At 74.4% G+C, this 16,084-nt stretch carries 16 protein-coding genes; 8 read left to right on the top strand and 8 right to left on the bottom strand.

Annotation, left to right across the window (positions count from 1 at the left end):
• Positions 1–66: 66 nt before the first annotated feature.
• Positions 67–738: a Tat pathway signal sequence domain protein gene (locus ABZ495_RS22000; protein ID WP_359808001.1), complete on the bottom strand. Its 672-nt coding sequence runs from the start codon at positions 736–738 to the stop codon at positions 67–69.
• Between the two features lie 417 nt (positions 739–1,155).
• On the opposite strand from ABZ495_RS22000, the gene ABZ495_RS21995 reads away from it, so the two are divergent.
• The 4 genes from ABZ495_RS21995 to ABZ495_RS21980 all read left to right on the top strand — a co-directional run bounded on the left by ABZ495_RS21995 (position 1,156) and on the right by ABZ495_RS21980 (position 3,847).
• Positions 1,156–1,995 (top strand): TetR/AcrR family transcriptional regulator, encoded by an 840-nt coding sequence (locus ABZ495_RS21995; protein ID WP_359837591.1) that lies wholly within the window; start codon positions 1,156–1,158, stop codon positions 1,993–1,995.
• Between the two features lie 138 nt (positions 1,996–2,133).
• Positions 2,134–2,781: a DUF6230 family protein gene (locus ABZ495_RS21990; RefSeq protein WP_352292928.1), complete on the top strand. Its 648-nt coding sequence runs from the start codon at positions 2,134–2,136 to the stop codon at positions 2,779–2,781.
• A 179-nt stretch (positions 2,782–2,960) separates the two neighbouring features.
• Positions 2,961–3,398, top strand: coding sequence for a DUF6114 domain-containing protein (locus ABZ495_RS21985; RefSeq protein ID WP_359808006.1), 438 nt, complete (start codon positions 2,961–2,963; stop codon positions 3,396–3,398).
• 173 nt (positions 3,399–3,571) lie between these two features.
• On the top strand, positions 3,572–3,847 hold the full coding sequence (locus ABZ495_RS21980) for a hypothetical protein (protein ID WP_359807997.1): 276 nt from the start codon (positions 3,572–3,574) through the stop codon (positions 3,845–3,847).
• A 15-nt stretch (positions 3,848–3,862) separates the two neighbouring features.
• On the opposite strand, the gene ABZ495_RS21975 is transcribed toward ABZ495_RS21980, so the two are convergent.
• Positions 3,863–5,284 (bottom strand): selenium-binding protein SBP56-related protein, encoded by a 1,422-nt coding sequence (locus ABZ495_RS21975; protein ID WP_352292932.1) that lies wholly within the window; start codon positions 5,282–5,284, stop codon positions 3,863–3,865.
• A 268-nt stretch (positions 5,285–5,552) separates the two neighbouring features.
• Between ABZ495_RS21975 and ABZ495_RS21970 the strand changes: the two genes are divergently transcribed.
• The 3 genes from ABZ495_RS21970 to ABZ495_RS21960 all read left to right on the top strand — a co-directional run bounded on the left by ABZ495_RS21970 (position 5,553) and on the right by ABZ495_RS21960 (position 8,318).
• On the top strand, positions 5,553–6,509 hold the full coding sequence (locus tag ABZ495_RS21970; RefSeq protein ID WP_352292934.1) for an alpha/beta hydrolase: 957 nt from the start codon (positions 5,553–5,555) through the stop codon (positions 6,507–6,509).
• Positions 6,506–7,375: a fused MFS/spermidine synthase gene (locus tag ABZ495_RS21965; RefSeq protein ID WP_359837588.1), complete on the top strand. Its 870-nt coding sequence runs from the start codon at positions 6,506–6,508 to the stop codon at positions 7,373–7,375. Before ABZ495_RS21970 ends, ABZ495_RS21965 begins: the two co-directional genes overlap by 4 nt.
• Before the next feature lie 115 nt (positions 7,376–7,490).
• Entirely contained in the window at positions 7,491–8,318 is an 828-nt protein-coding gene (locus ABZ495_RS21960; protein ID WP_359837585.1) for a class I SAM-dependent methyltransferase, read from the top strand.
• A 138-nt stretch (positions 8,319–8,456) separates the two neighbouring features.
• Here the strand turns inward: ABZ495_RS21960 and ABZ495_RS21955 are convergent, their stop codons facing one another.
• Positions 8,457–8,882 carry a DUF427 domain-containing protein gene (locus ABZ495_RS21955; protein ID WP_359837582.1) on the bottom strand — a complete coding sequence of 142 codons (426 nt, stop codon included), beginning with the start codon at positions 8,880–8,882 and terminating at the stop codon, positions 8,457–8,459.
• Complete coding sequence (locus ABZ495_RS21950; protein WP_352292942.1) at positions 8,875–10,350, bottom strand: MFS transporter; 1,476 nt, start codon at positions 10,348–10,350, stop codon at positions 8,875–8,877. The genes ABZ495_RS21955 and ABZ495_RS21950 overlap by 8 nt, the downstream gene beginning before the upstream one ends.
• A gap of 120 nt (positions 10,351–10,470) precedes the next feature.
• On the opposite strand from ABZ495_RS21950, the gene ABZ495_RS21945 reads away from it, so the two are divergent.
• Positions 10,471–11,004: a helix-turn-helix domain-containing protein gene (locus tag ABZ495_RS21945; protein WP_359837579.1), complete on the top strand. Its 534-nt coding sequence runs from the start codon at positions 10,471–10,473 to the stop codon at positions 11,002–11,004.
• A gap of 137 nt (positions 11,005–11,141) precedes the next feature.
• Here ABZ495_RS21945 and ABZ495_RS21940 read toward each other — a convergent pair whose 3' ends face one another.
• The 4 genes from ABZ495_RS21940 to ABZ495_RS21925 are packed head-to-tail and all read right to left on the bottom strand — an operon-like array spanning position 11,142 to position 16,057.
• Complete coding sequence (locus ABZ495_RS21940) at positions 11,142–12,143, bottom strand: methyltransferase (RefSeq protein ID WP_359807987.1); 1,002 nt, start codon at positions 12,141–12,143, stop codon at positions 11,142–11,144.
• Positions 12,144–12,192: 49 nt separating this feature from the next.
• Positions 12,193–14,133 (bottom strand): FAD/NAD(P)-binding protein, encoded by a 1,941-nt coding sequence (locus ABZ495_RS21935; RefSeq protein ID WP_359807985.1) that lies wholly within the window; start codon positions 14,131–14,133, stop codon positions 12,193–12,195.
• Positions 14,130–15,566 carry a methylaspartate mutase gene (locus ABZ495_RS21930; protein WP_359837577.1) on the bottom strand — a complete coding sequence of 479 codons (1,437 nt, stop codon included), beginning with the start codon at positions 15,564–15,566 and terminating at the stop codon, positions 14,130–14,132. The genes ABZ495_RS21935 and ABZ495_RS21930 overlap by 4 nt, the downstream gene beginning before the upstream one ends.
• A gap of 5 nt (positions 15,567–15,571) precedes the next feature.
• The gene (locus ABZ495_RS21925; RefSeq protein WP_329486088.1) at positions 15,572–16,057 is read right to left on the bottom strand and encodes a cobalamin-dependent protein; all 486 of its coding nucleotides are present in this window, start codon (positions 16,055–16,057) and stop codon (positions 15,572–15,574) included.
• Between the last annotated feature and the right edge of the window lie 27 nt (positions 16,058–16,084).

Raw genomic sequence — 16,084 nt, 5'->3', positions numbered from 1 at the left:
GTGCGGCAGTCATGACTGCCGCACGCCGCTCCCCGTCGTTTCCCGCCTACTGCTGTGCGCAGAGGGTCAGTTGATGTAGACGTGCGGGTTGCCCGCGACCGAGCTGTCGATCACCGGCCCGTAGGTGGCGGTGAAGTAGCCGGTGGCGAAGCAGGTGCTCGGGCCGGACACCTTGGCGAACGCCTGGGAGGCGAACCCGATGGTCTGACCGGTGTTGTCGGTGGTGCCGGAGATGCTGCCGGGCGCGCGGTAGACGCAGGTGGTGGTACCGAGGATGGTGTTCAGCACGACCGTGGTCTGCAGTGGACCGGCCGCCGTCGGGCTGAGCGTCACGGGGTTGCCGGCCGCGTCGCTGACCGAGTTGGTGTACGGCAGGTTGTTGACCGTGATGCTCTTGACGCCGGTGACACCGATGACGTTCGCGGTGCAGGAGCTGAAGGTGTGGCTGTTGAGGCTCTCGGTGGCCACGCCCGGGGCCGCCGGGTTGCTGGTCACCGTGGCGGAGAAGGCGGAGACGGCGCACTTGATGCCGCTCGTGCCGGTGGCACTGGAGTAGAAGGTGGCGTAGCTGCCGGGGACCAGGTTGGCGGTCAGGACGTCGCCGACGGCGACGGCGGGGCCGCCGACGGAGGTGTGGGTCAGCACGGCTGAACCGGCGGCCTGGGCCGGGGTGACGGCTGCGGTCGCCAGGGCGACGGCGGCCAGGGCCGCGGCGCCGAGGGTGCGGCTGATGCGCATGAGGGTGCCTCTCTCCGTACGAGCTGGGTGGGGGAGCCCGCGGATTCGCGCTGGGATCGCGCGGCGGGAGCTGCCGCGGTGCACGCGGCAGGGTGGAGCGGAGTGGGGGTGCTGAGAACCTGCGGACACGCGTCCGGTGCCGTCGGCGGGCCCGGCGCCACGGGCCCCGCCGTCCGGCGAGGAGGTGCGGGAGGTGCGGGAGGTGCGGTGGTGCGGGGGATCGCGGCGGCGCGGGCCGTGCGATGAGGTGCCTGAGTGGTGCACGTCGACGGCTGCCACCGCCGGGCATGCGTTCGCCATACTGAACAGTCGGAACGCGTGGAGGTTTCCGTCGGCTCAGCGCCGTTCGATTGGAAACCTGCGAGTGTTGTAAACCAGCCCTTGCGTCAATGTCAATACTGAGCACAGGAGTTGGCGATGGACCTGGATGCCGTTCACGGTGCCGAGGCACTGCTGCTGCCCGGGGCGCGGACCGGCCGTGACCCGGCGCGGTCGATCAAGCGCGGCCCGAGCCGGCTGCCCCCCGGCGTGGTCGCCGCCACCCAGCGGGAACGCCTGCTCGACGGGCTGGTCCACACCGTGGCCGAGCACGGCTACCAGCGGGCGACGGTGAGCGACATCTGCCGCGCGGCCGGGGTGACCAGGCCGGTCTTCTACGAGCTGTTCAGCGGCAAGGAGGACGCCTTCCTGGCCACCCACCGGCACGGCACCGGCGTGGTGATCCGGCGGATGGCGGCGGCCTTCGCGGCGGCCCCGAACTGGTGCGCCGGGATCCACGACGCCCTGCGCGCGATGCTCGACCTGCTGGCCCGCGTCCCCGCCTTCGCCACCATGGCGGTGATCGAGGTGGAGTCGGTCGGCCCGGCCGGCCGCCGTGAGCGCGAGCAACTCCTCACCCGGTTCCGGGCGTTCTTCGCCGAGGTGCCCCCACTGCCGTGCGGCGTCGAGGTGCAGCCGCTGGTGGACGCGGTGGTCGGCGGCGTCTACAGCACCCTCTACCGCTGTGTCGACGCCGGCCGGACCGGCGAACTCCCGGCCGAACTGCCGATGTTGAGCCTGTTCTGCCTGGCGCCCTTCCTCGGCCCGGAGGAGGCCGCCCGGCGGCTGGCCGCGGCTCAGGACCTGGTGCCGGCGCCTGCCTTGGCTCCCGTTCCGGCTCCCGTTCCGGCTTCGCAACCGGCCCTGGAAGCGGGCCCTTCGGTCGCGGACGATGATCCTTCGTGCACCCGTATTGACCCGCCGTCTACTGAGCAGTAGCTTCCCAGTAATCCATCTGCGGTCCGACCGGGCCCGCCCCGCTGCCGAGGGGCGGCCCACCCGGCCGGACCGCAGAACGCTGTCCGCGCCAGGACAACGTGCCAGTGCCTGCACATCCCACCACCCTAGGGAGCACACATGGCCACGTCCGATGACGCCGCCCCCACGCCCGAAAGCACCGACGCGCCCGCCGAGTCGAGAGGGCGGGTCCGCCTCCGGCGCACCGCCCTGATGGCGGTACCGGCCGTCGTCGCCGGCGCCGTCCTGATGACCCTCACCGCGCAGGGCGTCCTCGCCGCCCAGTTCGCCATCTCCGGCATGCCGTTCACCGTCACGGCGGACAGTCTGGAGGGCGTCGGCTTCGAACAGTTCGGCAGCCTGGACCACATGATCGAGGGCAGCCCCAACGAGGGTGACACCGGCGGGCAGGTCCTGGTCGCCGTCTCGGCGATCAAGCAGGCCCAGCTCACCAAGCTCTGCCAGAGTGTCGACCTCGGCGGCATCAATCTGCTGATCAAGGCCGGCGACGACGGCACCCCCGTCACCGCCACCGACCTGACCACCGACTCGGACATGCTCTCCGGTGACGCGTCCTTCAAGAACATCGAGATCGGCGGGGACGCCAGCACCTACACCAAGGCGGGCGTCCAGGGCCTGCCGGGCGTGTTCGGGCAACAGGCCGACACCGTCACCATCAACAACCTGCGGCAGCACAACTACGCCACCACCGCGGGTGCGTTCAAGCTCCCCCACCTGCGGCTGAGCTTCAGCTCGGAGGGCTGCTGACGGTGACCGATCCTGTACCCGACGGCGCCGGCCCGGCCGGGCGGGGCGCCGATGCCGCGGAGGCCGGGGCGGCCGTCGGCGCCGGGGTGTCCGGTGCCGGCGGTGGCTCCGCTGCTCCAGGTGCTTCCGACGCTGCCGCGAGCACGGTGGCCGTCGCGCCCACACCGCCGTCGACGCCCGTGGCGTCCGCCGGTCCCGCCGGGCCGGCGCACACCGGGCGTGGCTGGCGCGCCTGGCGGGGCCGGCGGCCGTTCTGGGGCGGTCTGCTGGTGCTGCTGGGCGGCGCCGAGGTCCTCTTCACGCTGAAGGCACCGCTGCCGGTCATCCTGCACATCGGGATGCAGGGGATGGCCGGCTACCTGGTACCGGCCGTGATGGCGATCTGCGGCGTGCTGATCCTGTTCAACCCGGCCCAGCGGCTGTTCTACTCCGTGCTCGCGGTGATCAGCTCGCTGGCCAGCTGGGTCACCTCCAACCTGGGGGGCTTCCTGATCGGCATGATCCTCGGAGTGGTGGGCGCCTGCCTGACCTTCGGGTGGCTGCCCGACCAGCCCCCGCGCCGGCGCCGGCTGCGCCGCGCGACCGGGGGCGAAGCGGCCGGCCCGGCCGGAGCCTGAGCCGGGCCGGCGACGGCGCGGCGTCCCGCCTGCGGTGAAGGGAGAGCACCGGAGGCGGGGCGCCGCGCCCGTCAGGGTGCCGCCCCTGGTGCGGACGGCGGGGTCGGGAGTCCTGGACACGGGGCCCGACGAGGCCGGTGGGCCCGGTCCGCCGGGACGGCCGGTACGGCACCGTGGAACACCCGCGGCTGCCGCACAGCTGGCGGCAGTACGCGATGGGCTGCCCGCCGGGGGAAGCGGACAACGAGGTGGGGTTCGAGGTGCGCCGCAGTGGTCCGGGCGGCGTCGGCGAGGCCCTGGTCGAGCACACCGCCGTCGGCGACGCACCGCGGCGCGGCCCGCCGCGCGGCCCGCCGCTGCCCGGGGAGGAGCTACGCGACCCGCGGCCGGCCGCCACCGGTCTGCCGCCCGCCCGCGACCGCCATGGCCCGCTCCAGGGGCGGCGCTGAGCCCCGGCCCCGACCTCAGCGGAAGCAGTAGGAGTCCGAGGAGGCGTCGCCGCCCGCCAGGTGGGTCTGGTGCACCCGCAGACCGCCGAACTCCGCGCCGTGCGGGTAGAAGTGCGGGTCGACGCTGAGTCCGCCCGCCTCGGTGTCCGCGTCCAGCTTGATGATCCAGGGCTCGATGCCGTCCGGGTAGAACTGGTCGTCCCAGGCGCCGTACAGCGAGTTGGTGAGGTAGAGCCGCCGGCCGTCCCGGCTGATCTCGACCATCTGCGGGCCACCGCTCAGCGGTCGGCCGGGTTCGGCCGGGTGCGGCGTCCGCGCGGCCACCCCGCCGAGCCGCACCGATCCCGCCGGGCGCGGGTGGAACGGGTCCGAGACGTCGAACTGGAACAACTCCCCGGTGCCCCAGGCGGATACGTACAACCAGCGGTCGTCCACCGACAGGTTGAGGTCCGTCACCAGCGGCGGCACCGCGCCGAACGGTTGCAGCGCCGGCGGCAGGTCCTCCGGCTTCGCCGGCTCGGCCGGTATCTCGATCACCTTGCGCGCGGTGAAGGCCGCCCCCTCCCGGTACCAGAGCCAGACCGAGGAGGAGAGGTCCTCGACGTTGGCCACCACGCCGACGAAGCCCCACTCCGCCTGCGGATCGTGCGCCGGCCGCAGCTCCAGCACCATCTGGTACTGGTCGCCGAGGTCGACCCGCTGCAGGTGCCGCCCCGAGTCGAGCTCCCAGAAGTGCAGCGCGTGCCCGTACTTGCGGCCCAGCAGCAGCTCCGGCACCACGCCGTCCTCGACCATCCACGGCGTGCCCCACTCGCTGGTGACGCCCACGTTGGTCCCCAGGTGCCACCAGACGTCGTAGGCGAAGTGCTGCGGTCCGCGCTCCGTCTCCCAGGCCCGCAGGACGTCGAAGGTGGTGTGGTCGAGCAGCGCCACCCCGCCCGGCCCGTCGGCGCCGTCCCCGCTGCCGAGGCAGGACAGGAAGACGCCGTCCGGCCCGCAGTGCAGCGTGTGCGGGCGGGAGTACCCCGCTCTGGCCGCCAGCTCCTCGGCCGGGACGGTCTTCACCAGCCGCGGCCGCACCGGGTCCGGCCGGGTGTCCATCACGTGCAGCCGGGAGGAGCGCAGCCCGGGCAGCAGCAGGTAGCGCCGCTCCGGGTTCCGGTGGCAGGCGTGCGCGAGCGCGCTGGAGCAGGCGTTCCAGCCGAAGTGGTGCAGCTCGTCACCGAGCCCCGGCAGCTCGGCGAAGTTCAGCACCCGGCCGTAGCTCGGCGAGGCCGGATCGGTGTCCACGGTGATCAGCGCGTCCGGCCGCTGCGCCGACCGGTCGAATCCGGCGACGTAGGCCAGCCGCTCCGGCGGTGCGGCGATCGCCTCCGCCGCTGTGCGGTAGAGGGAGGGGTCGTGGTGGCCCGGCTGCGGATGGTCTCCGTGCGGCATGTTCGCTCCTCAACTCGCCTCGCGGGCAAGGAAGGTGACAGTGGCCCGGGCAGCGTGCCACAGAACCGCGGGCGCACAGCAGGCGCACGGGGGGCGGAGCGGCCCGGTCCGGCCCCGCCGCGAGGCCCGCCGGCGCGGTCCGCCGGACCTTTCGCCGCGCCCGGGGGCGGCGCCCGCCGAGCAGGGCGGAGCTACTGGCCGGTATCGTCGGTGCTCCGGATGGGCGGTCCTGCCACGGCAGGCGGAGCAGAGAACGGGTACGGCGGACATGGAGTTCCGAGAAGACATCCTGGGTGCCCCCTACGAGGCGGTCGAGCTGCCGCTCGCCCCCGACGAGGAGGGCGCCGTCAGCGCCACCCTGGTACGCCGGCTCGTCCCGGGCAGCGACCGCGCGGTGCTCTACGTCCACGGGTACGTGGACTACTTCTTCCAGACCCACCTCGCCGACCACTTCGTCGAGCGCGGCTTCTCCTTCTACGCCCTCGACCTGCGCAAGTACGGCCGCTCGCTGCGCCCGCACCAGTCGCCGAACTTCGTCCGCGACCTCGCCGCCTACGACGAGGAACTCGACGCCGCGGTGCGGGTCGTCCGGGAGACCGACGGGCACCGCGAACTGCTGGTCAACGGCCACTCCACCGGCGGCCTGGTGACCGCCCTGTGGGCGGGGCGCCGCGCCGGGCGGGGCGTGGTCGACGGACTCTTCCTCAACAGCCCGTTCCTCTCGATGCCCGCCGCCCCGGCCGTCCGCACCCTCGGCGGCCCCGCCGTGCAGGCCCTCGGCCGCCTCGCCGCCACCCGCAAGCTGCCCTCCACGCTCAACCCGCACTACGTGCACAGCCTGCACCGCGACCACCGCGGCGAATGGGACTTCGACCTGGGCCTCAAGCCGGCCGAGGGCTTCCCGCTCTACGCCGGCTGGCTGGCCGCCATCGACCGCGGCCAGCGCCGCGTCCGGCGCGGGCTCGGCATCGACGTCCCCGTGCTGCTGATGGCCTCCACCGCCTCGATCGCCACCACCACCTGGCAGGCCAGGCTGCACCACGCCGACGCCGTGCTGCGGGCCGACGACATCGCCGCCCAGGGCCCGCGCCTGGGCCGGCACGTCACGATCGTGCGGATCGAGGACGGCATGCACGACCTCGTGCTGTCCGGCGAGTCCGCCCGCACCCAGGTCTTCACCGAGCTCGACCGCTGGCTCGGCGCCTACCTGCCGGCGTCCGGATGAACCCGCCGGGCCCGCACGAGGAGGAGCCGGTCCCGGTCGGGCGGCCGACCGACCTCGGGTACGCCAAGCTCATGCCCGACATCGACCGCGACGGCGGCTGGCTGCTGACCCTCGACGGCACCCCGCAGTCCTACGTCGACCTCGGCGACCCGACCCACCTGGAGTTCGAGTACACCCGGCGGATCGGCCACCTGGTCGACGCCCTCGCCCCCGCCGGGCGGCCGGTCGACGTGCTCCACCTGGGCGGCGGCGCCCTCACCCTGCCCCGCTACCTCGCCGCCACCCGCCCCGGCTCGCGCCAGCGGGTGGCCGAGGTCGACGGCCCGCTGCTCGCGTTCGTCGAGGAGCGCCTGCCGTGGCAGGGCCCGGGGGCGGACATCACGACGACGGTCGGCGACGCGCGGGCGGCCCTGGCGGCCGTGCCGGCCGGCTCGCTGGACCTCGTCGTCGCCGACGTCTTCCACGGGTCGCGCACCCCGGCGCACCTCACCTCGGTGGAGTTCCTCCGGCTGGCGGCCGCCGCGCTGCGCCCCGGCGGCTGCTACGCCGCCAACCTCGCGGACGGCCCGCCGCTCGCCTTCGCCCGCGCCCAGGCGGCGACGGTGCGCGCCGTCTTCCCGGCGGCCTGCCTGATCGCCGAGGCGCCGGTGCTGCGCGGCCGCCGCTACGGCAACATCCTGCTGGCCGGCTCCACCGGTCCGCTCCCGGTGGCCGACCTCTCGCGCCGTCTCGCCGCGGACATCTTCCCCGCCCGGCTCACCGAGGGCGCCGACCTGGCCGCCTTCACCGGCCGCACGGCGGCGGTCACCGACGCCGCGGCGACGGACTCCCCGCCGCCCCCGGACGGCGCCTTCAGCGTCGGCTGACGGGCTGCCGCGCGCCCGGCGCGCCGGAGCGCCGCGCGCCCTGGTTCACGCCCCGCGGTGTCAGAATCGGCGGGTCCGAGCCAGGAGCACGTCCGAGAGTCCGAGGGAGCGCGTGATGAGCAGCGGCGAGCGGCCCGAGCTGGGGGAAGTGCCGGAGACGGCCCTGTGGACACTCTGGCACCGGGCGGTCGAGGCCCGGCGGCCGGACACCGTGCTCGACGACCCGAAGGCCGTCGAGCTGGTCGAGCGGATCGACTTCCCCTTCGCCGAGCGCTTCGGCGCGAGCGCCCTGTCCGCCCAGCTCCAGGCGCTCCGGGCGGCCTGCTTCGACCGCGAGGTCGCCGACTTCCTGGCCCGGGAGCCGCGCGGCACCGTGGTCTGCCTGGGCGAGGGGCTGGAGACCCAGTACTGGCGGGTCGACAACGGGCGGGCCCGGTGGCTCACCGTGGACCTGCCCGAGTCGGTGGCCCTGCGCGAGCGACTGCTCCCGCCCGGCCCGCGCCAGCGCTACCTGGCCGCCGATGCCACCGAGCTGGGCTGGACCGAGGAGGTGGACCGCGACCAGGCGGTCCTGATCACCACCCAGGGCCTGCTGATGTACCTCCCGCCGCCCCGGGTGAAGGCCCTGATCGCGGGCTGCGCCGAACGCTTCCCCGGCGGCTCGCTGGTGCTGGACGCCGTACCGCGCTGGTTCAGCCGGCTCACCCTGACCGGGAGGATGCGCTCCCACGACTACGAGCCGCCGCCGATGCCGTGGGCGATGGACGCCCGCGAGCGGGGCGGGCTGCGCACCGCGAGTCCGGCGGTGGCCGCGGTGCGCGACGTCCGGCCGGTCGGCGCCCGAGGCCTGCTCGGGGTCCTCCTCCCGCTCGCCCTCACCGTCCCCCCGCTGGCCACCCACCGCCCCTCGGTCACCGTCCTGGACTTCGCCGGGCAGCCGTAGCCGGCGGGATCCCCCGGTGGATCAGGAGGGGCCTCGGCACCAGCCAGGCGCCTTGGCCCAGCGCCGTCTCCGGTGTGAGACGCCGTCAGGCCCGCACCCGGGTGGGGGCGGGCCTGACGGCGCCGGGGTGACCCGGGGTCAGTCGGAGGGCTCGACGTCGATGTCGACGCGTTCCTGGTAGAAGGCGATCAGCCCGGTGAGGGCCTCCATGCCGCTCAGCGGGACGGGGTAGGACCAGGCGATGGAGCCGCCCTCGCCGTGGGAGGCGAGCGCGTAGTGCACGGCGTTGCCCTTGTAGGGGCAGTAGGTGCTCTCCCAGGAGGGGGCGAGCAGTTCGCGGCGCACGTCCTCGGGCGGGATGTAGTAGCGGACGGGGTAGCGGCCCTCCAGGACCACGATCGGCCGCTGGCTGTCGGCGAGCACGGTGTCACCGGCGCGCACGACGATCCGGCCGCGTCCGGGCTCCACCAGGATGCCGGCGTTGATGTGGTGCACGGAGCCGGCGGCGGAGAGGTCCGGGGCGGCGCCGGGCCGGGTGCCGTGGTCGGAGCGCTGGTCAGCCACGGGACACCGCCGGGCTCTGGACGGTGCCCGCCGCGCCCGCGCCGCCCGCGGTGCCGCCGGGTGGCGGTGCGGCGGCGGGGGTGCGGGCTTCGGCGAAGCGCGCCCAGAGGGCCACGCCCGCCCCGACCGCGCACAGCACCGCGGCGACCAGGACGGCGTGGTCGGTCCCGGCGGCCATCGCGTAGCGCGGCCCGCGGTCGTCGGTGGCCTGGCCGGCGACGGTCAGCGTGATGGCGACGCCGAGGGCCGAACCCAGGTAGCGGGCGGTGTTGTTGGCGCCCGAACCCATGGCCGCGCGGTCGGCGGGCACGCTGCTGACGGCCAGCCGGGCGAGGGCCGCGTTGAGGACGCCGCTGCCGACGCCGGCGAGCACCAGGCCGGGGGCGAAGTGCGTCCAGGAGCCGTCGGGGGTCATGCCGTAGAGGGCGGCCTCACCGATGCCGCACAGCAGCAGGGAGGCGGCGACCTGGGTGGTGGCGGACATCCGGTTGGCGAGGCGGCGGGCCTGGAGGGCGGAGACGACGGACAGGCCGGACCAGATCGCGAGCACCAGGGAGGCCACCAGGGGGGTCTCCCCGGCGGACTTCTGGAGGGCCATCGGCAGGTAGCTCATCAGGCCGACGATGGCCAGGCCGGTGAACAGCGCGCCGCCGCTGGAGGCGATGAAGCCGGGGCTGCGGAACAGCGCGAGGTCGAGCATCGGTTCGGCGATCCTGGCCTCGACCAGGACGAACAGCACGAGCAGCAGCACGCCGAGGCCGAGCAGGAGCAGGACGGGGGTGCGGCCCCAGCCGTGCCGGCCCTCGGCGAGGCCGGCGATGAGGCAGGAGGCACCGGCGCCGAGGGTGGCGACGCCCAGCAGGTCGAGCTTGCGGGGCCGGTCGTTGCGGGACTCCTGCAAGCCGTACGCGGTGAGCGCGATCAGCAGGGCGGACAGCACCGAGAGCACCCAGTACACCGAGCGCCAGCCGCCGGCGCGCTCCAGCAGCGCCGCGTAGACCGGGCCGACGGCGATGCCCAGGCCCACCGAGGCGCCCCACATGCCGAGCGCCCGCACCCGGCCGGGGCCGACCGGGTAGACGTGGCCGATCAGGCCGAGGGTGGGGGCGAGCACGGCCGCCGCGGCACAGCCCTGGAGGACGCGGCCGATCAGGAACACGGTGGGGCCGGTGGCGGCCGCGGAGACGGCGGTGGAGATCAGGAGCAGCACCGCGCCGGCGCCGAAGACCCGCTTGCGGCCGTAGTCGTCGGCGGCACTGCCCATGGTGAGGAGCAGGGCGGCCAGGCCGACCAGGGTGCCGGTGAGCACCCAGGTCTGGGCGGAGGAGCCGAGGCCGAGGTCGGCGGCGGTGGGCGACAGGGTGGTGAGCGGGGAGGTGTAGTCGACGAGGACGAGGAGGGTGCCGAAGGCGGCGATCGAGAGGGTGAGGGCCGGGCGGCGGCCCTGGGGCGGCGGGCTGGGCGTCATCGGGGTGGTCCTCGCTGCGATGGGAGGTGGGAGAGGGTCCGATCTAAGGTCTGTTCATTGAACTCAACTGAATCTATCACGCCGGGTTCGGTGAAGGAACCTTCGGCTAGACTGGTCCGCATGGCGCTCGGAACCGATTACGCACAGCAGGACTGCTCGCTCGCCCGGGCGCTGGAGGTGGTGGGGGAGCGCTGGAGTCTGCTGATCGTCCGCGACGCCTTCTACGGGGTCCACCGCTTCAACGACTTCCTCGCTCACCTCGACATCCCGCGTGCGGTCCTCACCAGCCGTCTGCAGGCCCTGGTGGCCTCGGGCGTGCTGCACAAGGAGCCCTACCAGAGCTCCCCGGTGCGCTACGGCTACGTCCTGACGGCGGCCGGGCGCGAGCTGTGGCAGCCGATCTACGGGCTGGCGCAGTGGGGGGAGCGCAACGCCTCCAGCGGCGGGCCGCGCACGGTCTTCAGCCACGCGGCCTGCGGGACGCGGCTCGACCCGCTGGGCGCCTGCCCGGTGTGCGGCGGGGTGGTCGCTCCCGAGCACATCACGATGCAGCCGGGCCCGAGCGCCCAGGCCCGGCTGCGCCAGGACCCGGTCTCGCGCGCGCTGGCCAAGCCGCACCGGCTGTTGACGCTGGTGTCGCCCGACGCGGACTGACCCGCCGGCCCGGCGCACGCGCGAACGCCCGCCCGCCCGGCCCCGGAGGGCTGGGCAGGCGGGTCCGTCCGGCGCCGGCCGCGCCCGCGCGGCCCGGCAGGGCGGCATCGGCGAGGTCCGGGGTTTGGGGTACAGGGTCAGCGCGGCTCGGCGACCAGCAGGCGGCTGTCCAGCGGCAGGTCGTGGACCGCCGCGAGGGTGAAGCCGGCCCGCTCCAGCAGGCCGGAGTACTCCGCGGTGCTGCGCTCGAAGCCGCCGGCGATGGCGAGCATGTGGACGTCGAACCAGGCGGCCAGGGACGGGGTGCCGTCCTCGGGGATGACGCGCTCGATGATCAACAGGGCGCCGTCGGCGGTGACGGCCTCGCGGATGCGCTCCAGCACCCGGACGCACGCCTCGTCGTCGCGTCCGTGCAGGACGCGCGAGAGCAGGTAGACGTCACTGCCGGCGGGGACCTTCTCGTAGTAGTCGCCGCTCTCGAAGCCGATGCGGTCGGCGTCGGGGGAGTCGGCGAGCTCCGTGCGGGCGGCTTCGATGACGTGCGCGGTGTCGAACAGGACGCCGGACAGGGCGGGGTGGGCGCGCAGCACGGTGGTGAGCAGGGCGCCGTTGCCGCCGGCTATGTCGACGACGGTACGGGCGCGGGAGAAGTCGTAGAGGGCGGGGACGGGCTCGAAGAAGGAGGAACTGGCGGCCATCGCCCGGTCGAAGCGGGCGGTGAGCTCGGGGGTGCGGGCGAAGTAGGGGTACATGGCGGCGCCGTGGACGTGTTCGAAGGCGTTCTCGCCGGTGCGCACGGTGTGCAGCAACTGGCCCCAGCCGGCGTAGAACTCGTCGCCGTAGAGCAGGGCGAGGTCGCGCATGGAGCCGTGCTCCTCGGTGCGCAGGGTGCGGCCCAGGTCGGTGGTCCGGTAGCGGCCGTCGGCGTCGGTGGCCAGCACGTCGAGCTCGACGAGGAAGCGCAGCAACCGGGTCAGCGAGGGCTGGTGGGTGTCGGTGCGCTCGGCGAGTTCGGCGGCGGTGGCGGGCTCGGCGGCCAGGAGGTCGGCCAGGCCCAGGGTGGCGGCGGTGTGCACGGCCTGGGTGGCCCAGGGGCCGATGAGCAGGTCCATCATGCGGCGGGCAGCGGTGTCGGTCATCGTGGGGACTCTCCTGCGATCGGGGTAAGGGGGCCGGAGGGACGTGTGGTCAGGCGAGGGCGAGAGCACGGCGGCGCAGGTTCTCCACGCCGGTGTGCAGGCAGCCGCGGGCGATGGCGTCGCCCTGGATGAGGGTGCGGGAACCGACGTGGGGCCGGGCGCCGATGGCGGTGACCCACTGGACGGACTCGACCGGGGGGCCGTAGGAGAAGCGGCCGCGGTGGGCGGTGCCCCCGGAGTCGAGCAGGCGGAAGGAGACCTCGGCGACGTCGAGGCCGCCGGTGGTGTAGGGCTCGCCCTGCGCGTCGGGGATGACGTGGGGGCGGGCCCCGCCGGTCTCGATCAGGCGGCGCAGCAGCGGATCGGTGGCGCGGCGCACGTCGGTGAGGGCGAGGTGGGCCTCCAGGAGGGCCTCGGTGGCCAGCGGAGCCTCGTCGACGAAGGGGGAGGAGACGAGGAAGCGCCCGGTGGCCTCGTCGGCCTCGACCTTCATGCGCGGGCCGACCAGGTGGACGGTTCCGGCGCGCACGAGGGCGTCGAGCTCCTCGACGCGGGCGGTGGGGGGGCCGCTGGCGATGTAGTTGTTGAGCCCGCTGAACCAGCGGTCCACGTGGTCGCGGTAGGAGCCGCCGCGCAGGCCCTGGTGGGATATCACCTGGCGGATCTCGTCCCGCAGGTCGCGCATGATGGCGGCGGTGGCCTTGAAGGGGCTGCGGGCCGGGCCCATGGCGGACTGCTCGAGGTCCCAGCCCAGGCGGCCGGTGATCCAGTCCCGGTAGGCGGCGCGGTCGGCGAAGCGGCGCTCCAGGCTGGGGCGGTCGACCTGGTCCCAGTCCCAGTGCTGGTCGGGGTCCTCGAACCGGTCGGTGATCAGCTGCCGCATGGCGGGGGTGTCCCAGTCCAGGTCGGCGTAGGCGGCCAGGAAGCCCTCGCGCTCGGCCTCGGGCGCGTCGGCGAGGCGGCTGCGGTAGTAGACGTAGCCGACCTCCTTGGCGATGTAGGGCCACAGGTCGGCGCGGAAGTCCAGTTCGCCCCGGCCGGCGGCGCGGCGCAGGCGGGTGATGACCTCGCCGGTGAGGAAGCGCGGCTGGTAGCGGGGGACGACCTCCAGGTGCACCTCGGCGCGGGCGAGGTAGGGCACGCCGCGCCCCGAGCCGGCGTACAGCAGCGGTTCGCGGCCGGACGGGTGGTAGTGCAGCACGCCGTCCCCGTCGCGCTCGAAGCGTCCGCCGCGGCCCTGGGTGAAGAGGGTCACGTAGTCGTAGAAGCTGAGGCCCAGGCCGCGTAGCACCAGGGGCCGGCCGGCCGGGATGGCGTCGAGGTCGCATTCGGCGGGGCTGAGGGGTTCGCGGTACAGCAGGCCGTGGCGGTCGGCGAAGTCCTTCAGGTCCTGCTGGCCCTTGGTCGGGGCGACGTCGAAGTGGCCCTGGGCGAGGACGACGGCGTCGCACTCCAGGGGCTGCTCCTCGCCGTCCAGGTACAGGAGTTGGGTGCCGCGGTCGGTGTCGTCGACGGCGGTGGCGCGGGTGGCGTGGACGTGGACGGTGACCTGGGCGGGGGCGGTGCGGATGATCTCCTGCAGGGCCCAGCGCAGGTAGGCGCCGTTGAAGGCGCGGCTGCCGTAGGACCAGGGCAGCATGCCGGAGGCCTCCTGGCGTTCGGCGTCGGTGACGTCGGTGACGCGGCCCTCGGCGACCAGGCGGGCGAACTGGTACTGGGTGGGGCCGGGCAGGATGGGGCCCTCGCAGGGGACGGACTCGTCGGTGAAGACGGTGACGTCGGAGGCGACGGTGTTCATCAGCAGGGAGCGGTCCTGGTCGCGTCGCCAGACGCGGCCGCCGCCCGCGGGGTACGGGTCGATGAGGTGCACCTCGACGGGGACCGTGGGCGCCACCAGCGCGGCGTTGGCGCACAGCCGCTCCAGGGCGACGACGCCGCGCGGTCCGGCGCCCACGATCCCGACACGGAGGATGGCTTGGCTGGTGGTCACAGGGCGGGTTCCTTTCCCGGGGTGGAGGTGGCGCTGTCGGCGGCGGAGCCGCCCGGGGCGGCGGCGTCCTGGGGGAGTTCGCCGAACAGCAGGGGGAAGTAGTCGATGTCGCGGCGCAGGGCCTGGAAGAGCTCCGCGCCGGGCAGCTCGGTGGTGCCGGCGCCGGGGCGGGCGGGGCCGTCGAGCAGCCGGCGGTTGCGTTCGGTGCTGGCGCGGGAGAGCGGCAGGCGGCCGGGGGAGTGGTAGCGCACGGCGCCGTCGCGGTCGCGGCGCGGGATGACCTCGGAGCGGGCGTGCCGGCTGGCGCTGAAGGGGATGTCGAGGCGGCCGGCGGCGAAGGCGGTGACGATCGCGCTGTCCAACCGCGGGGCGGCCAGGACCGGTTCCACGATCTCGGCGGTCTCGCGCAGGATCCACTCCAGTTCCTCGTCGACGGCGCCCTCGTCGACGGTGATGAAGTCGAGCAGGGGGGAGCGGGCGACGGCGGCCAGGCGCAGCCCGGCGGCGTTGGCGGCGGCGTCGGGGATGCCGTGGGCCTCCTGGTAGGTCTTGGTGATGAGCTTGGAGGCGCCGCCCAGGCGGGCGGTGATGGCGCCGTAGAAGATGAGGTCGTCGGCGTGGTGGCGCCGGCGGGGGAAGACGCCCATGAACTCGTGGAGCACGGCGTGGACGTCGAGGCCGGCGGGCAGGTAGCGGGCGGCCAGGACGGGCACGGCGCGCAGGGCGGCGATGTCCTGGGCGAGGTGGCCGCTCTGCGGGTAGGAGACGCTGATGCACCGCACGCCCGCCGCGGCCGCGGCGACGGCCTCCAGCACGCTGATGGCCAGGCTGATGGACGGCGGGATCAGGACCGCGGTGAGGGTGCCGAACAGCTCCCGGTCCATGACCACGCCCAGGTGTGCGAGTTCGCCGCAGAGCTGGTCGACCTCGGTCCAGGCGGCCAGCGAGTCGGCGAGGGGCACGTCCTTGGAGTAGGGCAGGTTGTAGGAGATGCCGCCGCCCTCGAAGGAGGTGATGCCGCAGGCCACGGCGGTGGCGAAGAGCTCGCGCGGGTCGGGGGAGCCGTGCCGGATCTCCAGCGGGACGGCGACCAGTTCGTTCAGCTCCCGTCCGCGCTGCCAGCCGTGGGTGACCAGCGGATAGCCGTTGAGGGTGCGGTGGTCGGTGCGCAGGGCCCGGGCGGCGTGCTCGAAGCGGCGCAGCCGGGTGTGCGAGTCGATGGTGAGGGTGAGCAGGTCGGGCCGGCCTTCGGTCTCCAGCTCCTTGAGCAGGACGGCCATTTCGCGGTGCCCGCCGACCCCGCAGCGCGGCTGCAGGGCGGTGCGTCCGCTGGTCCGGGCGCGGGCCAGCACCTCGGCGGCGGTGGGCTTGCCGAGTTGGGTGATGTAGGCCGCCGACTCCTCCAGGGTGGGCGGCGCGGGGGCGGTGGGCACGGGGGTCACCGGGCGGCGGCGGCCGGGACGCGGTCGGACGCGGTGGGGGCGTGCAGGGCGTCGAGGGTGGGGACGAGGTCGGCGGCGCTGGCGAGCACGCGGTCGACGCCCAGGTCGTAGAGGCGGGTGACGGAGGACTCGTCCTTGACGCTGCCGACCGAGAGGTTGCCGCCGACCACGACCGGGCAGTGGATGCGGCCGGAGCGCTTGGCCTCGGCAAGGCCGTGCAGGTCCTCGTGGATCTGTCCGTTGAGGCTGCCGATGAGGACGGCCTCGGCCTGCGGGTGGCGCTCGCACGCGTCGGCGAACTCGTCGACCGGGGTGCAGGTGCCGAGGTTGACGACGGTGAAGCCGTCGGCGCGCAGGGCGTGGGCGATCAGGTGGTTGGCGACGGCGTGGCTGTCGCTGGCCGCGACGCCGAGGATCACCAGGCGGCCGCCGCGTTCGGGGGCGCCGGTCGGACGGGTGGGCAGGGGCATGGGCGTGGGCATGGGGAACCGCCTATCCGTGGAGTGCGG

It is taken from the genome of Kitasatospora sp. NPDC005748, from assembly GCF_040630735.1.
GTDB lineage: Bacteria > Actinomycetota > Actinomycetes > Streptomycetales > Streptomycetaceae > Kitasatospora.
Note: the sequence above shows the minus strand (reverse complement) of the source record. Positions and strands in the feature narration are given on the sequence as shown.